We start from the raw sequence: 14924 nt of genomic DNA, 5'->3' as shown, positions 1-14924 counted from the left end.
TAAAGAGAAAAAACGGCATAAAAAAAATCCTTAAAAAATGAAACTTTTCTCTTTACAAACCTTCTTTCATTTATTAATATTTTATCTTGTGAACTATTATTAAGGGAATGAGGTGAAAATACGGTGATTGAATCAGAGCTCGCTTTGCTCAGTTTTGAACAACTGTTTGATACTTCCAGATCGATTTACAAAAAGCAGAAAATGATTCTGGAGACAGTTCTTGAACCTTTTGATATTACAGTGCTGCAGTATCTGCTGATGTTCAAAATACATAAGAGCAAAAGCACGCAGCTTTCAAGGCTGGCTTTGTCGCTTGATCTGAAACCGGCGTCTGTCACGAGAATGACCGATATTCTGTATAAGCGCCGCCTAATGGTTCGGAGCGACTATCACGACGACCGGCGTGTTGTTATGATTCAGTTAACCGAAGAGGGGGAAGAACTTCTAAAGAAAGCTGCTGTTCAATATGCCGAAAAAGCGGCGGTCTTATACCGGCAGCTCAATACCGCTGAACTGCAGTACCTGCGCAAGCTTGCGGAAAGTTTAACGAAGCTTGCAAACGGCTGTGCAGTGAAAAACGGAAAATAAAAAAATCCCCACATATTTTTATCATCATTCCACAAAATGATAGAGGAAGAAACGAAAGGAGAAAACAAAATGAACAGAGGACGTTTAATTCTGACCAACATTATCGGTTTGATTGTTGTTCTTGCAATTATAGGCGGAGGTGCTTACTACTATTATCAAAGCACACACTATGTAAAAACCGATGAAGCAAAAGTTGCCGGCGACATGGCTGCTATCACAGCTCCTGCTGCGGGTAAAGTAACTGACTGGAACCTTGATGAGGGGAAAGAAGTAAGCAAAAACGACGTTGTTGCAAAAATCAAAGGACAGCAAAATGCTGACGTAAAAGCCATCATGGATGGAACAATCGTGAAAAATGAAGTGAAAAACGGCCAAATGGTGCAAGCCGGTACGACAATTGCCCAGGAAATTGACATGAAACACCTTTACATCACTGCAAACATTAAAGAAACAGACATTAGAGACATTGAAGTAGGAAACAAAGTAGACGTAATTGTTGACGGCGACCCTAATACAACATTTGACGGAACAGTAGAAGAAATCGGTTATGCGACAAATTCAACATTTGATATGCTGCCTTCTTCAAACTCAAGCGGCAACTACACAAAAGTAACGCAAAAAGTTCCTGTTAAAATTTCACTCAGCAACCCATCTGACAAGGTGCTTCCTGGTATGAACGCATCTGTAAAAATCTCTGAATAATACAGATCAGTCATCAAACCATGAAGGGAGGTTGTCTTAGGTGGCTAAATCAGATAATCAAGTAAAAAGTCCTAAAACATTGCTTATTGTGCTTATGGCCGGGTTATTCCTGGCGATCTTGAACCAAACGCTTCTTAACGTGGCGATGCCGCACTTAATGACCGAGTTCGGTGTGAGTGCGACGACGATTCAGTGGCTTACGACCGGATACATGCTGGTCAACGGTGTTTTGATTCCGTTATCTGCGTTCTTAATTACCCGGTTCGGACAGAGAAGCCTCTTTCTCGTAGCCATGTTCTGTTTTACAGCGGGAACGTTAGTCTGCGGAATCGCGCCTAACTTCTCAACCATGCTGATCGGCCGGTTAATTCAGGCGGTCGGCGGCGGTATCCTGCAGCCGCTGGTCATGACAACCATTCTGCTTATCTTCCCGCCTGAAAGCAGGGGAAAAGGAATGGGGATTTTCGGTCTTGCGATGATGTTTGCTCCGGCGGTCGGACCGACTCTTTCCGGCTGGATCATCGAGCATTACACATGGCGCATTATGTTCTACGGCCTTGTTCCGATCGGGGCAATCGTTATTATCATAGCGTTCTTCCTCTTTAAGAACTTGGTGGAACCGCAAAAAATCAAACTCGACAGCTTGGGTGCGATTCTATCCATTGTCGGATTTGCCTCATTGCTTTACGGAGTCAGTGAAGCGGGCAGCGACGGCTGGGGAGATCCGATCGTGCTGTCTACCGTCATTGTCGGTGTCATCGCGATTGCCGCGTTTGTCATTCAGCAATTGCGCTCTGAAAAACCGATGCTCGACTTCCGGGTATTTAAATATGATATTTTCTCACTTTCCAGTGTGATTAACATCATTATTACCGTTGCGCTTTACACAGGAATGTTCCTGCTTCCGATTTACCTGCAGAACTTAGTCGGCTTTACGGCGCTGCAATCGGGCCTCTTGCTATTGCCGGGCGCGATTGTCATGCTGATCATGTCGCCGATTTCCGGTATTCTGTTTGACAAAATCGGTCCAAGACCGCTTGCGATTATCGGGCTGGTCATCACGGTCGCAACGACATTCCAGTACACAAAATTGACAATTGACACACCTTACACGCACATTATGCTTGTCTATGCCATCCGCGCATTCGGTATGTCACTGTTAATGATGCCTGTTATGACAGCCGGAATGAACCAGCTTCCGGCACGGTTGAACAGCCACGGCACGGCGATGAGCAACACGCTCCGCCAGATCAGCGGTTCAATCGGAACAAGTTTGATCACAACGATTTATACGAACCGTACGACAATGCACTATTCGCAGATTGCGGATAAAACGAGCACGGCTGATCCAAGCTTCATGCAGTCGTTCCAAAGCGCGGTTTCGAATTTAATGGTCAACATGAACATGTCGCTTGATGCGGCAAAACAAACCGTTTATTCTTATCTCTACAAAACAGCTTCACTTAATTCCAACGTTATGGGGATTAATGACGCGTTTATGTGGGCGACGATCTTTGCGGTTATCGGCGTAGTCCTGAGCCTGTTCTTGCGTGACGTACGGAAAGACAAACAGCGGGCGAAGAAAAAAGAGGAGCTGTCATTGCTTCCGGCCCCTAAAGAAGTGAAGGAATCTTAATCATCTGAATGGGAGGTTTCCTGAATGAAAATTTACGTAGTGTACGATAGTGAAGGCGAACATACAAAACACCTTGCTGAAGCCATTGCCGAAGGAGCACGAGAAAACGCTGAGGCTGAAGTCCTGATCGATCATGTCGATCAAGCAGACATCCGCAAGCTGAAAGACATGGATGCCATTATCTGGGGATGCCCGGGACACTTTGGCACCATCAGTTCAGGCTTAAAAGCGTGGATCGACAGACTCGGCTATCTGTGGGCTGAAGGCGAGCTGATTGATAAAGTCGGCGCCGTATTCTGTACGACGGCGACAACACATGGCGGATTAGAAATGACAATGCACAATCTGATCACTCCTATGTTTCACCAAGGCATGATTGTTGTCGGACTTCCCGGCAACGTTCCTGAAAACGCGCTGTACGGCTCTTACTACGGCGCGGGCGTCACATGCCCGGTTGACAGCGATGTGCTGATGACGGAAGAAGGCCTTCAATTAGGCCGTGCGCTTGGCAGACGTGTCAGCCAAGTCACAGGTAATCTAACTGCCGGACGACAGTAAGGAGAGGGTTATATGGCCATTATTATAGCGGTTATTGCTGCTGTCATTGTGATTGCACTTCTTATCACATTCAATGTCCGCAGCACTTCTGCAGGACAGGATGTCAAAGAAGAAAAGAGAGAAGCGATCGGCACTACAGCCGAACAGCCGGAAAAGCATGATCCGGCCGAGGAGCGCTCAGCCGAGCATGCTCCAGTCGTTGTAAAATCTGAATCTCCCCGTGAGAAAAAGAATACAATGGGCGATGATGTGTACCGTCAGGCGCTTCAGAAGTTTAAGACTTCTGAGACAGATCAGGAACCAAACGATCCTGATAGCGGCGGCAAAATGCAGGATAGCAGCTATCGTGATGCGCTGCTCTCCTTAAAAAACAAAAAGAAGTAATTGAAAAGGCAAATCTGCGTAAGAGCGGATTTGTCTTTTTTTTATTGAAGATATTGTAATACGTGATGATCTAGTGTACTATGTTACTCATACACTTGATCCGAATGGAGAGAGAAAGAATGACATCGTTTTTAGGTTTGCTGAAAAAAGATGCGAAAGTTTCATGGATTTGGCTTGCGGTGTGGCTTTGCGGCATGATTTGCTGGGCGTTTGCAGCCCACGTCATCGCTGCCCGTCAGAAAGAACCGCTCGTCATTTTCGGCTTTTTTACGGCAATGGGGTTTTTTCAATTTCTTGTAGCGCCGCTTTTTATGTACTATCACCTTCATAAAGAAGGAAAAAATCAGCTGTGGCTTTACAATCCGAATGGAGGATTTTATCTGCTGGCTTCCAAGCTGACGGCCTCACTGCTGTATCAGTTGATCGGGCAGCTGGCGCTGACCGGTTACGGCATTTGGATGTACCGGATGCTTTCTGCAAAAGGAGCGCTGGAACACACCATTCCCCTGGCCGGCACATTAACCGGACTGAATGCTTACCTGCTGATCAGTTCAGCGTATTTATCTGTGATCGTGGCCGTCTTTTGGACTGTTTTTCACTCATTAAAACATGTTCCCGTCCTCCGGTGGGTGATCTGCATCGTGCTTGCGTTTGTCTGGACCTATATTGACGATAAAATCATTACGCCTTTCACTTCATCTCAACATGATTTATGGCCGGTAAAAGTGTATGCGAATTTTGATTTTCACTATACAAAATTGACCGGCTGGACGGTGGAGCTGAAGGCCGTCCACATCTCGCTTTTCAGCTTCCTGGCAGTGATCGTGCTTGCGGCGCTCTGTCTCGCGCTGGCCTCTATGCTGCTGAATCGAAAGGTTGAGGTGTAATGATGGAGAATGAATTTCAGTCATCCAAGCCGATTTATCTGCAGATTGCCGATCGTGTATATTACCGGCTGATCCGAAGTGAGCTTTCACCGGGGGACAAACTGCCGTCCGTAAGGGAGATGGCCGTACAGATGAAAGTGAATCCGAATACGATACAAAGAACGTACAGTGAAATGGAAAGGCTGGGGATCGTGGAGACGAGAAGAGGACAGGGAACCTTTATAGCGGAAAGGTCCGATCTGAAAGCGGAGCTGAAAGACAGGCTGACTAAAGACGTTTTCAAACGCTTTATTCAGGAAATGGCGGAGCTGGGGTTATCTCCTGAGGAAATGATCGACGGGATCAAACAATATGCGGAGGAAGCAAACGATGAATCTTGATTTTGAACGCGTAACAAAAAAATACGGCCGCAGGCTCGCGGTCAGCGATGTATCATTTTCATTGTCTCCGGGTAAAATCTACGGAATTTTAGGGCCGAACGGAAGCGGTAAATCAACAACGCTTAAAATGCTTGCCGGGCTTGCGTTCCCGACCTCGGGCGCCGTCCGGATCGGAGACTGCGCAGTAAGCAGGAACATGCTGTTTCGTACGGCTTATTTAACCGAACATGATATGTTTTTCGCCCGGACGACCGTCGGTGATATGCTCACATTTTATCATTCGCAATTCCCGGATTTTCAGCTGGAAAAAGCACATAACCTATTAACGGAAATGAATCTTTCAGCGAAGCAGAAGATAAAAGAGCTGTCCAAAGGCAGCCGGGGCAGGCTGAAAATCGTTTTGGCCCTGTCGAGAAAAGCATCCGTCATTCTGCTGGATGAGCCGTTTTCAGGTCTTGATCCGGCGGTCAGAGAATCGATTGTCAACAGTCTCGTATCTTATATTGATTTTGACAGCCAGATCGTCGTCATCGCCACGCATGAGATCGGCGAGATTGAGACGCTGTTAGACGAAGTGATGGTTTTCATAAAAGGGAAAATCGCTGAACGGCGCGAGGTCGAAGAAATTCGGGAACAGGAAGGAATGTCCGTGCTGCAATGGTACAGAAGCGTCATGCAGGCGCACGAAATAGAAGGGGGATTCTAATTGGAAACGGTATTAGAACTGCAACAGGTAAAGAAAACGATAAAAGGACGAACGATTATTCATGATCTGAGCTTCTCCGTCCGGGCGGGCGAAGTGTTTGGGTTTCTAGGGCCGAACGGAGCGGGGAAAACCACTACGATCAGAATGATGGTCGGATTAATGAAACTGTCTCAGGGAGACATCGTAATCTGCGGGGAATCCATTACGAAAAACTATGCAAAAGCGGTCAGGCACGTCGGAGCCATCGTGGAAAACCCGGAGCTGTACAAATTCCTGAGCGGTTATAAAAATTTACAGCAGTACGCAAGGATGGTAAAAGGCGTTACGAAAGAAAAAATAGATGAGGTCATCGAGCTCGTCGGGTTGCAGGACAGAATACATGACAAAGTAAAAACCTACTCTCTCGGAATGAGACAGCGTCTCGGCCTCGCCCAAAGCCTGCTGCATAATCCTAAGGTGCTGATTCTGGATGAACCGACAAACGGCCTTGATCCCGCGGGCATCAGGGAAATCAGGGACCATCTGAAAAAGCTGACACGTGAAAAAGGAATGGCTGTCATCGTCTCAAGCCATCTGCTGTCAGAAATGGAGTTAATGTGCGACCGAATCGGCATTCTGCAAAAAGGGGAGCTTGTCGATATTCAAAAAGTAAGGGATGAAGGAAAAGAGGATAAAGATACATACTTCTTCCATATTGAACAAAGAGAAGAGGCTCTGGCCGTTCTGAGTCAGTTTGACTGTGTGAAGAAGACAAACGGCATTGAGATCAAGCTGTCAAAACAGGAAGTGCCTGATGTGATATCACTGCTCGTCCGTGAAAACATCCGCTTATATGAAGTGAAAATCATGACAAAATCTTTGGAAGACCGTTTCTTGGAGATTACCGGCGGGACGAAAGAGGAGGTTCAATATGTTTAAGCTGATCTATAATGAATGGATAAAAATTTTCAGCCGCGTCGGCACGTGGGCTATGATTGTAATTTTAGGCGTTTCGATGATCGGTTTTGCGCTTCTGTCAAACCATTTCACCTCGAGCGAAGCCAATCCGAATTGGAAACAGGAGCTCCAGGCCGAAAACAAAGAAATGAAACAGCAGATGAAGGAAACCGGAAACCAGACGCTCATTGATAACCTGAAACAGAATGTCGCGATAAATCAATACCGTATGGATCATAACATCCCTGAGGATACAGGGTACACAGTGTGGTCATACGTAGCTGATTCTTCGATGATGACTGTTTTGACCGGGCTGTTTACGATTATCATTGCCGCAGGCATCGTGGCGAATGAGTTCAACTGGGGGACGATCAAGCTGCTGGCTATCCGTCCGCTCAGCCGTTTTCAGATTTTGCTTTCTAAATATATGACGGTGCTGCTGTTCGGACTGCTGATGCTTGTGATTTTATTTGCCGGCTCCGCTCTGTTGGGATTGGTCTTTTTCGGTACAGGGGGAGATACTGCGGCTGATATTCATCTCGTATACAAAGACGGCCATGTTTTTGAGCAAAATATCATCGCTTTCCTCGCTAAAACATATATCTATGAATCTGTCTCCGCTTTTATGCTTGCGACGATGGCGTTTATGCTGTCTGCGGTATTCCGGAACAGCTCATTAGCGGTCGGATTTTCTATTTTTCTATTGGTTATGGGAAACACGGCGACTGTATTTCTTGCCACGAAATTTGAATGGACCAAATATATTTTATTCGCGAACACGGATTTGTCGCAATATATGAACGGGACTCCTTTAGTAGAGGGGATGACGATGACATTTTCGGTTGTGATGCTTGTGATTTACTTCGTTATTTTTCTGGCGCTCGCATTCGGCGTCTTCTTAAAACGCGATATTGCCACCTGATATAAAAAAGCTGTTTTGCCTTTGCAAAACAGCTTTTCGTTTTAGATGAAAAAAACCCTGCCGGCGTACACCGGCAGGGTTTTTAAACAATTTATGCTTTTGTTACGTTAGCAGCTTGTGGTCCGCGGTTTCCTTCAACGATTTCGAAAGAAACAGATTGGCCTTCTTCTAAAGTTTTGAAGCCTTCGCCTTGAATAGCAGAGAAGTGAACGAATACATCGTCTTGACCTTCTACTTCGATGAATCCGAATCCTTTTTCAGAGTTGAACCATTTTACTTTACCTTCTAACATGAAATTTCCTCCTAAAGCGACATAACGCTTAAATTCACTATTCTTGCTCTAAAACAAACTTCCAAGACGAAAACTCTTACAAAACTTTCTTCTTAAAGATAGTTCGAACAAAAATAATTACCTTTACTCTACCAGTAATTCGAAGAAAAAACAACTGCTAAATGTAACTTTTTTCGAAATAACATGTTTTAAGAGGGGAACGCTCTGATACGGAAATCAGATTTGAGACTAGAACAGCCCATTTTCAGCTGATAAAAACCGCTTTGCAGCCTCTTAAGGAAGCAATTGACAACCCTTTTTTTAATCGGTATTGTATGTAATCATGAGCCCGAATACCATGGTGCAGCTTCTGTACATAAAAATAGATAGGGAGTAGGTCAACTTGAATCTGCGGCTTATAAACAGTCTGTTTCTTTTCATTTTGATCATGTCACTTACTTCATGCCATTATCCTGACGGGAACCGGACAATTACTATCGGAATCAATGGATCTGATCAATCGATCTGGGAGTTTGTCGCGAAAAAAGCCGGTGAGGAAGGATTGCAGCTTTCTTTGGTAATGTTTTCGGATTATGCCGAGGCCGATTTGGCACTTGCGGGCGGGGATCTCGATGCCAATGCGTTTCAATCCGTTTCTTATTTTCAATCTTTGCCGCCTCATGTGAAAAAGAAGCTGGCTCCTTTAGGAACGACATATGCGGCATCGCTGGGGGTGTATTCCAAGCAACATAAACGGCTGGAGGATATACCGGACGGAGCGGTCATTGCCGTGCCTGGTGAAGCGGCGGCCTTCGGCAGGGCGCTTTTTCTCATGCAGGAGGCCGGACTGATGACATTGAAAAAGGGATTCACCGGTACGGGTTCAACTGATATGATCAAGGACAACCCGAAGCATCTGACCTTAAAAACGGAAACAAAAAAGAACGCATATCAGGCGGCGGAACATGCTGACGCAGCAGTTCTCAGTCAAAGCGAGGCGAAAAGAGCAGGATTTCATGCGGAGAAGGACGCGCTGATCCGATCGGCGCAAATGAAGGAAGCGTATATTCATCTGGTCGCCGTCAGGGCTGAGGATAAAGATGATGAACGGATGCAAAAACTCCTGTCTTTGTATCAATCAGATGATACCGCGGCGTTTATTGAAAAAGAATATGAGGGCAGCCTGATTCCTGTTTTCCTGAGGGGCGGCTTTCTCACTGAAAAGAAAGAATGATTTCCTCTTCGGGCGATCATTCTTTTTTTTCAGTGCTGCACACTTGATTGCGCCCTGATGTTTTCGCTTTGTACAGCATCCGGTCCGCGATCAGGGGCAATGTCTGAGGGTCCGATGTATTTGTCGGATAATGCGCGATGCCGAGGGAAACGGTCACGGGAATTGTATCTCCGCTCGTCAGCAGAATCGGGTTCGCGTCAATCGTGTGCCTGATTTCTTCTGCGAGGTGAAGCCCTTTTGTATACGTGCAATTGGGCATAAGCACGGCAAATTCTTCCCCGCCGATGCGGGCTGACGGATCAGAACTGCTGAGTAAGAACCTCATGCGCGCCCCCAATTCCTTCAGCACTTGGTCCCCTTCATAATGGCCGTATTGGTCATTGATCTGCTTAAAGTGATCAATATCCAAATAAATAAGCGCGAGCTGAGACGAGGGGGATTGAGACGCCCGATCGTACAGAACGCGCGAGACTTCCTCGAATTTTCTCTTATTAAAAATCCCCGTCAGAAAATCATAATTCGCTTGAAACTTGTATTGCTTGAACAAAAGGCGGGCATCGGCTTCGTGTTTAATGATATACAGCGACAGCATTCCGCCCAAGGTAGAAATGAGCCAAAAATAAACGAGGGCCCCGGCAGGCTGTTCAGGCATAAGTAACAGCAGCGTCAGGGTGATAATAACATTTGAAAAGAGCAGCATAACGAACGCATTTTTGTGATTCGGCTTTTTTCCTCTGAATACGGCCACAGAAAGTATCGCAATCATGCCGACTGCGGCGATAGAATAAATGGCGCTGGCATTGAAATTGATCAGGATACGGCCTGCCACGATAATGATAAAGGCAGCTGCTGTAGACACCCAGCCTCCGTAAAGAGCGGCGATGATAATGGGGATATTTCTGAGATCAATGATGGAATCGGAGTAAGAAAAGCCGAAAGCAATCAGAAAAACCCCTAAAAGCCCGCAAACCGCCCCCTTCAGTAATTGAAACATCGGACGGTCTTCTTTATGTGAAAGCGACTCTTTAAAAAGAACGGTGAAGAGATAATTAAATGTGATTAAAATCGTCAAATTAAGAAACAGTTCCTTCAGCATAACAATCACCCTTATATAAGTTACTAAAGAAAGGATGGAAAGAAAAGAGAAAAATCATTAAAAATACATATATTGTCAATTCTTACTTGACCGATCGGAATTGATGTAATATAGTGTTTAAGGATAATGAGCAAGGGAGTGTTTACCTGTTTTGGAGAATTTATTTGTAATCTTACATGTTTTTATTTTGTTTTTGTTTATAGCAGGTCTGTTTGTGATGCAAAAAAAACACGTTTCCTTTTCTAAACGTGTCTTTACCGCGCTCGGATTAGGCATTGTATTCGGTTTTGCGCTGCAATTGATTTACGGGCCGGCCTCACATGTCGTGGCACAAACGGCCGATTGGTTTAATATTGCCGGCGGCGGTTATGTCAAATTGCTTCAGATGATTGTCATGCCGCTAGTCTTTATTTCTATTCTCGGCGCATTTACGAAGCTTAAACTGACCCATAACATCGGGAAAATCAGCGGGCTGATCATCGGAATTTTGATCGCTACGACAGCAATTGCCGCGGCAGTCGGAATTGTTTCGGCGCTTTCCTTTGATCTGAAAGCCGTTCATATCGACCAGGGGAGCACTGAGTTATCAAGGGGTCAGGAGCTGCAGCAAAAATCTGAGGATATGACGGCCAAAACGCTGCCTCAGCAAATCGTTGAGCTTCTGCCGGGGAATCCGTTTCTTGATTTCACAGGAGCCAGACCGACTTCCACCATCGGAGTCGTTATTTTCGCCGCTTTCCTCGGCATCGCTTTTCTGGGCGTGAAACGGAAACAGCCGGAGCACGCAGCGACTTTCAGCGGAATTGTCGATGCGGTTTACGCGATTATTATGCGCGTCGTGACATTAATTTTAAGACTGACGCCTTACGGGGTATTGGCGATTATGACCAAAACGATCGCGACAAGCGACATCGACAGCATTGCGAAACTGGGGATGTTTGTGATCGCTTCATACGCCGCGCTTATCGCCATGTTTATCATTCACTTGCTGCTGATCACGTTCAGCGGTTTAAATCCGATCACATACGTGAAAAAAGCATTTCCGGTTATGGTGTTTGCGTTTACGTCCCGTTCAAGCGCAGGGGCTTTGCCGCTCAATATTAAAACACAAAAAAGCATGGGCGTACCGGAAGGCATTGCAAACTTCGCCGGTTCATTCGGCTTATCGATCGGTCAAAACGGCTGTGCCGGCATTTATCCGGCGATGCTCGCGATGATGATTGCGCCGACAGTGGGGCAAAACCCGTTTGAACCGGGATTTATCATTTCCGTCATCGCCATCGTGGCAATCAGTTCATTCGGTGTAGCAGGCGTGGGAGGCGGCGCGACATTTGCGGCTCTGCTCGTCCTATCCGCTTTGAACATGCCTGTCGCGCTTGCCGGACTGCTCATCTCAATTGAGCCGTTAATTGACATGGGGCGCACCGCCTTAAATGTCAGCGGCAGTATGACCGCAGGGCTGTTAACAAGTAAAATGACGAAGGAAACCGATACCGCGGTGTACAATGATTCCACAATCGTCATTGAAGCTGAAGAGGCTTAACAAAAAAGCAGATCGATGGTTCATTCTCTTATAGAAAAATATGAGATAGAGCGCTAAAACGAAAAATCCTTCATCGTTGAACGAATGAAGGATTTTTTTTCGTTTCTAATGATTTCCGGGTTCAATTTCTTCCAGCATATTCATCACGGTGCTGTCATTTAAAACATTCACCGCGCTTTCTTCAAAGTGAATCGGCTCGGTATAGTGAGGCTTCGGCGAAGTTTCTTTACTGCGGCTGCGGTCTGCCTGTCCGTCCGTATGGGATGAGCCGGCGTGATTGCGGGAAGTCTGCTCATGCTGCTGTCCGCCGGATTCCCCGCCGAACGCCTGTTTGATCAGCTCGGCAGGCTGCAATGAGCCGGTTTGTGAATGCCGGGCTTTGTCCGTGTGCTGCTGTCCGCCGGATTCCCCGCCGAAAGCTTGTTTGATCAGCTCGGCAGGCTGCAATGAGCCGGTTTGTGAATGCCGGGCTTTGTCTGCGTGCTGCTGTCCGCCGGATTCCCCGCCGAACGCCTGTTGAATCAGGTCAACAGGCTGCATGGAGTGTGTGCCATCTTTATGCTGCATTCTGCCTGAAACCATTCCGGAGATTTTCCGGCGGATTTCGGGTGATAAAGCTGCAATCAGAATCGATGATCCGATCAGCAGCGCTGTCGGGCTGATGCCGCTTTTTTTTCTGAACAAGTTAAATCCCTCCTCATTCAATTGATTACGCTTACCTTTCCCTTTCCTTCTGATATTTATCCAAACCGCTCAGAATGCAAACGGCGTGCATAAATCCCGCCGAATAGAAAAACCTATACGTAAAGTGAGAAAGGAGGAATTCACATGATAAAAAAGCAAGCAGTTATCTCTGCCCTTCTTCTGCCGATGCTGATTACCGCAGGGTGCAGTATGGGGAACCAAGGAGAAGGAAAACGAAATGACAACCGCACCCAGAATGTAAATTACCGCAACACGCCTAACGACGGTGCGACAAATATGAATACAGTGAACCGTCATAACCAAAACACCGATCACAATGACAATCGTAACCTGAGAGTGGCTGATAAAGCCGCCGACAAGGTGACTGATTTAAAAGAGGTTAAAAATGCGACTGTGATCGTTGCCGGAAACAGCGCATATGTTGCCGTTGTTTTGACAAACGGGCAAAAAGGCGCCATCGCCAACCATTTAAAAAATAAGATTACCGATAAGGTGAAATCAGCCGATAAACATGTCCGGACTGTATATGTATCAGCGAACCCGGACTTCGTTGAACGCATGCAAGGCTACGGAAAACGAATCCAAAACGGACATCCTGTATCCGGTCTGTTTGATGAATTCGGCCAAATGGTTCAGCGTGTATTCCCAAACCCCAATAAATAAATGAATGGAAAAGCCGCATTTGCTGCGGCTTTTTTATTTTATCTGCCGTCACGACCCAGCGCTCCTGAGCATAAAGTAAAGAATGAGATGAAAATGAAAGGATCGGGGAGGGGAGCTTGTTTGCGTGACGGCATGGGGAAACGGGCGGTATTCACTCTGATCCTGTGCGGAGTCCTTGTCATATTGGCTGTCAGTTCAGCCGTTTCAGTAAGTATGATGTACATCCTGTCAGGCCAAAACAGCCGCTCTGTTCCGACGAAGGAACAAGTGACTGAACACATGGATAAAGAAATTTACAAACATACAGCGATTTACTATACGGCGGATGAAAAGCCGCTCTTGGATCTGACCAAGCTTACGCTGGACCACGCAAAGCGTATCAATCAAATCATTGTCGGCTATAAAGGTGAAGCGCCGCTTGAACTCATTTTCTTTTCGGATGAAGCTGAAATGGAGCAATATTCAGGATTGAAAAATGTAGTCGGTTTTTATTCAGAACAGGAGCAGATGATGGGGCTTTTGCCTGAAGAGAAAAAACAGCTTTTGAAAAAAGATGAGCTGGCCGTTTTCATGTATAAGCAATTGATTATACATGAATATACACACTATGCGTTTCATCAAAAAACGCGGCAATTGGGGACGGATACGTCTGTATTTCCGCTTTGGTTTCATGAGGGGCTGAGCGAGTGGGTCGCGCATTATGATGTAGTCATTGATCCGATTGCATTTTCCGTCGTGCCGTTTGATCAATTAACGACCGACCGAAAATGGCAGAAATCGCGTATGGAATATGAAACGGATGTCTATTTGCAAAGCTTCTATATGATAAAGGACTTAACCGAAACATTCGGAGAAGGCATTATCTTAACCATTATCAACAAAACCGCCGAAACACAGGATTTTGAAAAAGGCTTTGAAGCAGCTACGAAAGAAAGCCTGAAACAATTTGAACATGATTTCATAAAAGCATATGAAAAAAAGAAAACGGCATTGGAGAGTCAGGTTTCCAACGCCGTTTTTTAATCAATGGAGGTTTTGCTGCTGCTGTCCCATTTGTCCTTTAATCGGAGGCATTTGCGGCTGTCCCTGGGCCGGTGCAAATGAATTCAGCATGGTCTGCATATCTTGTGCATTGAGCTGAGGAACCTGATAATAACCGTGTTTATTTTGGTATAAGAAGATTTCAAACGCCATTTCGACATATTGCTGAATTTGCGCGGAGAGCACTCTTCTTGTGACGGGATTGGTCATTTCAAGCGAGCTCATCGTCAAGAGAGAAGCTTGAGCTTTAATCAGGCCGAGCATATGGCCGCTGATCCCGAGATCTTTGACATCATTTAATGATTGATTCGGTTTTTTCGGCTGAGTCGGTTTTATACCGTAGACGGCCTGGTTCTGTTCCTTCATCATATATGTCGACGTTTCCTGAGAAGGCTTTTGGCCGGTCTTAAAGCATTCTGCCGTCAGATTATAGAGTCCGAGAATGAATTGATACTGGCGGTCAAGGATGTCGGCCAGCTGCTGATCCTGTATAAATTGTCTGAGCATCATAAATTGATCCAAAACGCCGACTGTTCCGGCCAGCACTTCATGCATATCGAAAAGCTCATGTCCTCCGTGATTCACTTGCGGTGAACCCGGGATCCCCTGATTTACTGGCTGCTGCTGCTGATTCTGCTGCTGTTCCACTGGTTGTTTTCCTCCTTCATGTCA

The 14924-nt window shown here is 46.0% G+C and carries 18 protein-coding genes; 14 read left to right on the top strand and 4 right to left on the bottom strand.

The features are described 5' to 3' along the window. Positions 1–123 precede the first annotated feature (123 nt). From ABK447_RS15940 to ABK447_RS15895, 10 genes are all read left to right on the top strand, one after another. Positions 124–588, top strand: coding sequence for a MarR family transcriptional regulator (locus ABK447_RS15940; RefSeq protein ID WP_003155389.1), 465 nt, complete (start codon positions 124–126; stop codon positions 586–588). 36 nt (positions 589–624) lie between these two features. Then, positions 625–1290: an HlyD family secretion protein gene (locus ABK447_RS15935; protein WP_007610259.1), complete on the top strand. Its 666-nt coding sequence runs from the start codon at positions 625–627 to the stop codon at positions 1288–1290. A gap of 94 nt (positions 1291–1384) precedes the next feature. After that, the gene (locus ABK447_RS15930) at positions 1385–2926 is read left to right on the top strand and encodes a DHA2 family efflux MFS transporter permease subunit (RefSeq protein ID WP_087920790.1); all 1542 of its coding nucleotides are present in this window, start codon (positions 1385–1387) and stop codon (positions 2924–2926) included. A 24-nt stretch (positions 2927–2950) separates the two neighbouring features. After that, positions 2951–3484 (top strand): NAD(P)H-dependent oxidoreductase, encoded by a 534-nt coding sequence (locus ABK447_RS15925; RefSeq protein WP_003155386.1) that lies wholly within the window; start codon positions 2951–2953, stop codon positions 3482–3484. A gap of 12 nt (positions 3485–3496) precedes the next feature. Beyond that, positions 3497–3868 carry a hypothetical protein gene (locus ABK447_RS15920; RefSeq protein ID WP_003155385.1) on the top strand — a complete coding sequence of 124 codons (372 nt, stop codon included), beginning with the start codon at positions 3497–3499 and terminating at the stop codon, positions 3866–3868. Between the two features lie 119 nt (positions 3869–3987). After that, positions 3988–4755, top strand: coding sequence for a hypothetical protein (locus ABK447_RS15915; RefSeq protein WP_039062843.1), 768 nt, complete (start codon positions 3988–3990; stop codon positions 4753–4755). Between the two features lie 2 nt (positions 4756–4757). Continuing rightward, complete coding sequence (locus tag ABK447_RS15910; protein WP_012117149.1) at positions 4758–5135, top strand: GntR family transcriptional regulator; 378 nt, start codon at positions 4758–4760, stop codon at positions 5133–5135. After that, positions 5125–5841, top strand: coding sequence for an ATP-binding cassette domain-containing protein (locus ABK447_RS15905; protein WP_025284469.1), 717 nt, complete (start codon positions 5125–5127; stop codon positions 5839–5841). The genes ABK447_RS15910 and ABK447_RS15905 overlap by 11 nt, the downstream gene beginning before the upstream one ends. Continuing rightward, positions 5842–6759, top strand: coding sequence for an ABC transporter ATP-binding protein (locus tag ABK447_RS15900; RefSeq protein ID WP_012117151.1), 918 nt, complete (start codon positions 5842–5844; stop codon positions 6757–6759). It begins immediately after the preceding gene. Further along, positions 6752–7699 carry an ABC transporter permease gene (locus tag ABK447_RS15895; RefSeq protein WP_007408439.1) on the top strand — a complete coding sequence of 316 codons (948 nt, stop codon included), beginning with the start codon at positions 6752–6754 and terminating at the stop codon, positions 7697–7699. Before ABK447_RS15900 ends, ABK447_RS15895 begins: the two co-directional genes overlap by 8 nt. Before the next feature lie 91 nt (positions 7700–7790). Here the strand turns inward: ABK447_RS15895 and cspB are convergent, their stop codons facing one another. Next, positions 7791–7991 (bottom strand): cold shock-like protein CspB, encoded by a 201-nt coding sequence (cspB, locus tag ABK447_RS15890; RefSeq protein WP_003155376.1) that lies wholly within the window; start codon positions 7989–7991, stop codon positions 7791–7793. Positions 7992–8373: 382 nt separating this feature from the next. On the opposite strand from cspB, the gene ABK447_RS15885 reads away from it, so the two are divergent. Next, on the top strand, positions 8374–9204 hold the full coding sequence (locus ABK447_RS15885) for a MetQ/NlpA family ABC transporter substrate-binding protein (RefSeq protein WP_020955557.1): 831 nt from the start codon (positions 8374–8376) through the stop codon (positions 9202–9204). A gap of 16 nt (positions 9205–9220) precedes the next feature. Here ABK447_RS15885 and ABK447_RS15880 read toward each other — a convergent pair whose 3' ends face one another. After that, positions 9221–10300: a diguanylate cyclase gene (locus tag ABK447_RS15880; protein WP_100001315.1), complete on the bottom strand. Its 1080-nt coding sequence runs from the start codon at positions 10298–10300 to the stop codon at positions 9221–9223. A gap of 151 nt (positions 10301–10451) precedes the next feature. On the opposite strand from ABK447_RS15880, the gene ABK447_RS15875 reads away from it, so the two are divergent. Then, positions 10452–11843, top strand: a complete 1392-nt coding sequence (locus ABK447_RS15875) for an L-cystine transporter (RefSeq protein WP_100001318.1) — start codon at positions 10452–10454, stop codon at positions 11841–11843. 105 nt (positions 11844–11948) lie between these two features. Here ABK447_RS15875 and ABK447_RS15870 read toward each other — a convergent pair whose 3' ends face one another. Continuing rightward, on the bottom strand, positions 11949–12527 hold the full coding sequence (locus ABK447_RS15870; RefSeq protein WP_039062840.1) for a hypothetical protein: 579 nt from the start codon (positions 12525–12527) through the stop codon (positions 11949–11951). A gap of 144 nt (positions 12528–12671) precedes the next feature. Between ABK447_RS15870 and ABK447_RS15865 the strand changes: the two genes are divergently transcribed. Further along, positions 12672–13211, top strand: a complete 540-nt coding sequence (locus ABK447_RS15865; protein ID WP_003155362.1) for a YhcN/YlaJ family sporulation lipoprotein — start codon at positions 12672–12674, stop codon at positions 13209–13211. Between the two features lie 120 nt (positions 13212–13331). Then, on the top strand, positions 13332–14234 hold the full coding sequence (locus ABK447_RS15860; RefSeq protein WP_025284476.1) for a hypothetical protein: 903 nt from the start codon (positions 13332–13334) through the stop codon (positions 14232–14234). On the opposite strand, the gene ABK447_RS15855 is transcribed toward ABK447_RS15860, so the two are convergent. Then, positions 14235–14900: a spore coat protein gene (locus tag ABK447_RS15855; protein WP_100001320.1), complete on the bottom strand. Its 666-nt coding sequence runs from the start codon at positions 14898–14900 to the stop codon at positions 14235–14237. Positions 14901–14924 lie beyond the last annotated feature (24 nt).

This window comes from Bacillus sp. hwrm1, assembly GCF_040207805.1.
GTDB classification, from domain to species: domain Bacteria; phylum Bacillota; class Bacilli; order Bacillales; family Bacillaceae; genus Bacillus; species Bacillus velezensis.
This window is presented reverse-complemented; position numbering and strand designations above follow the sequence as displayed.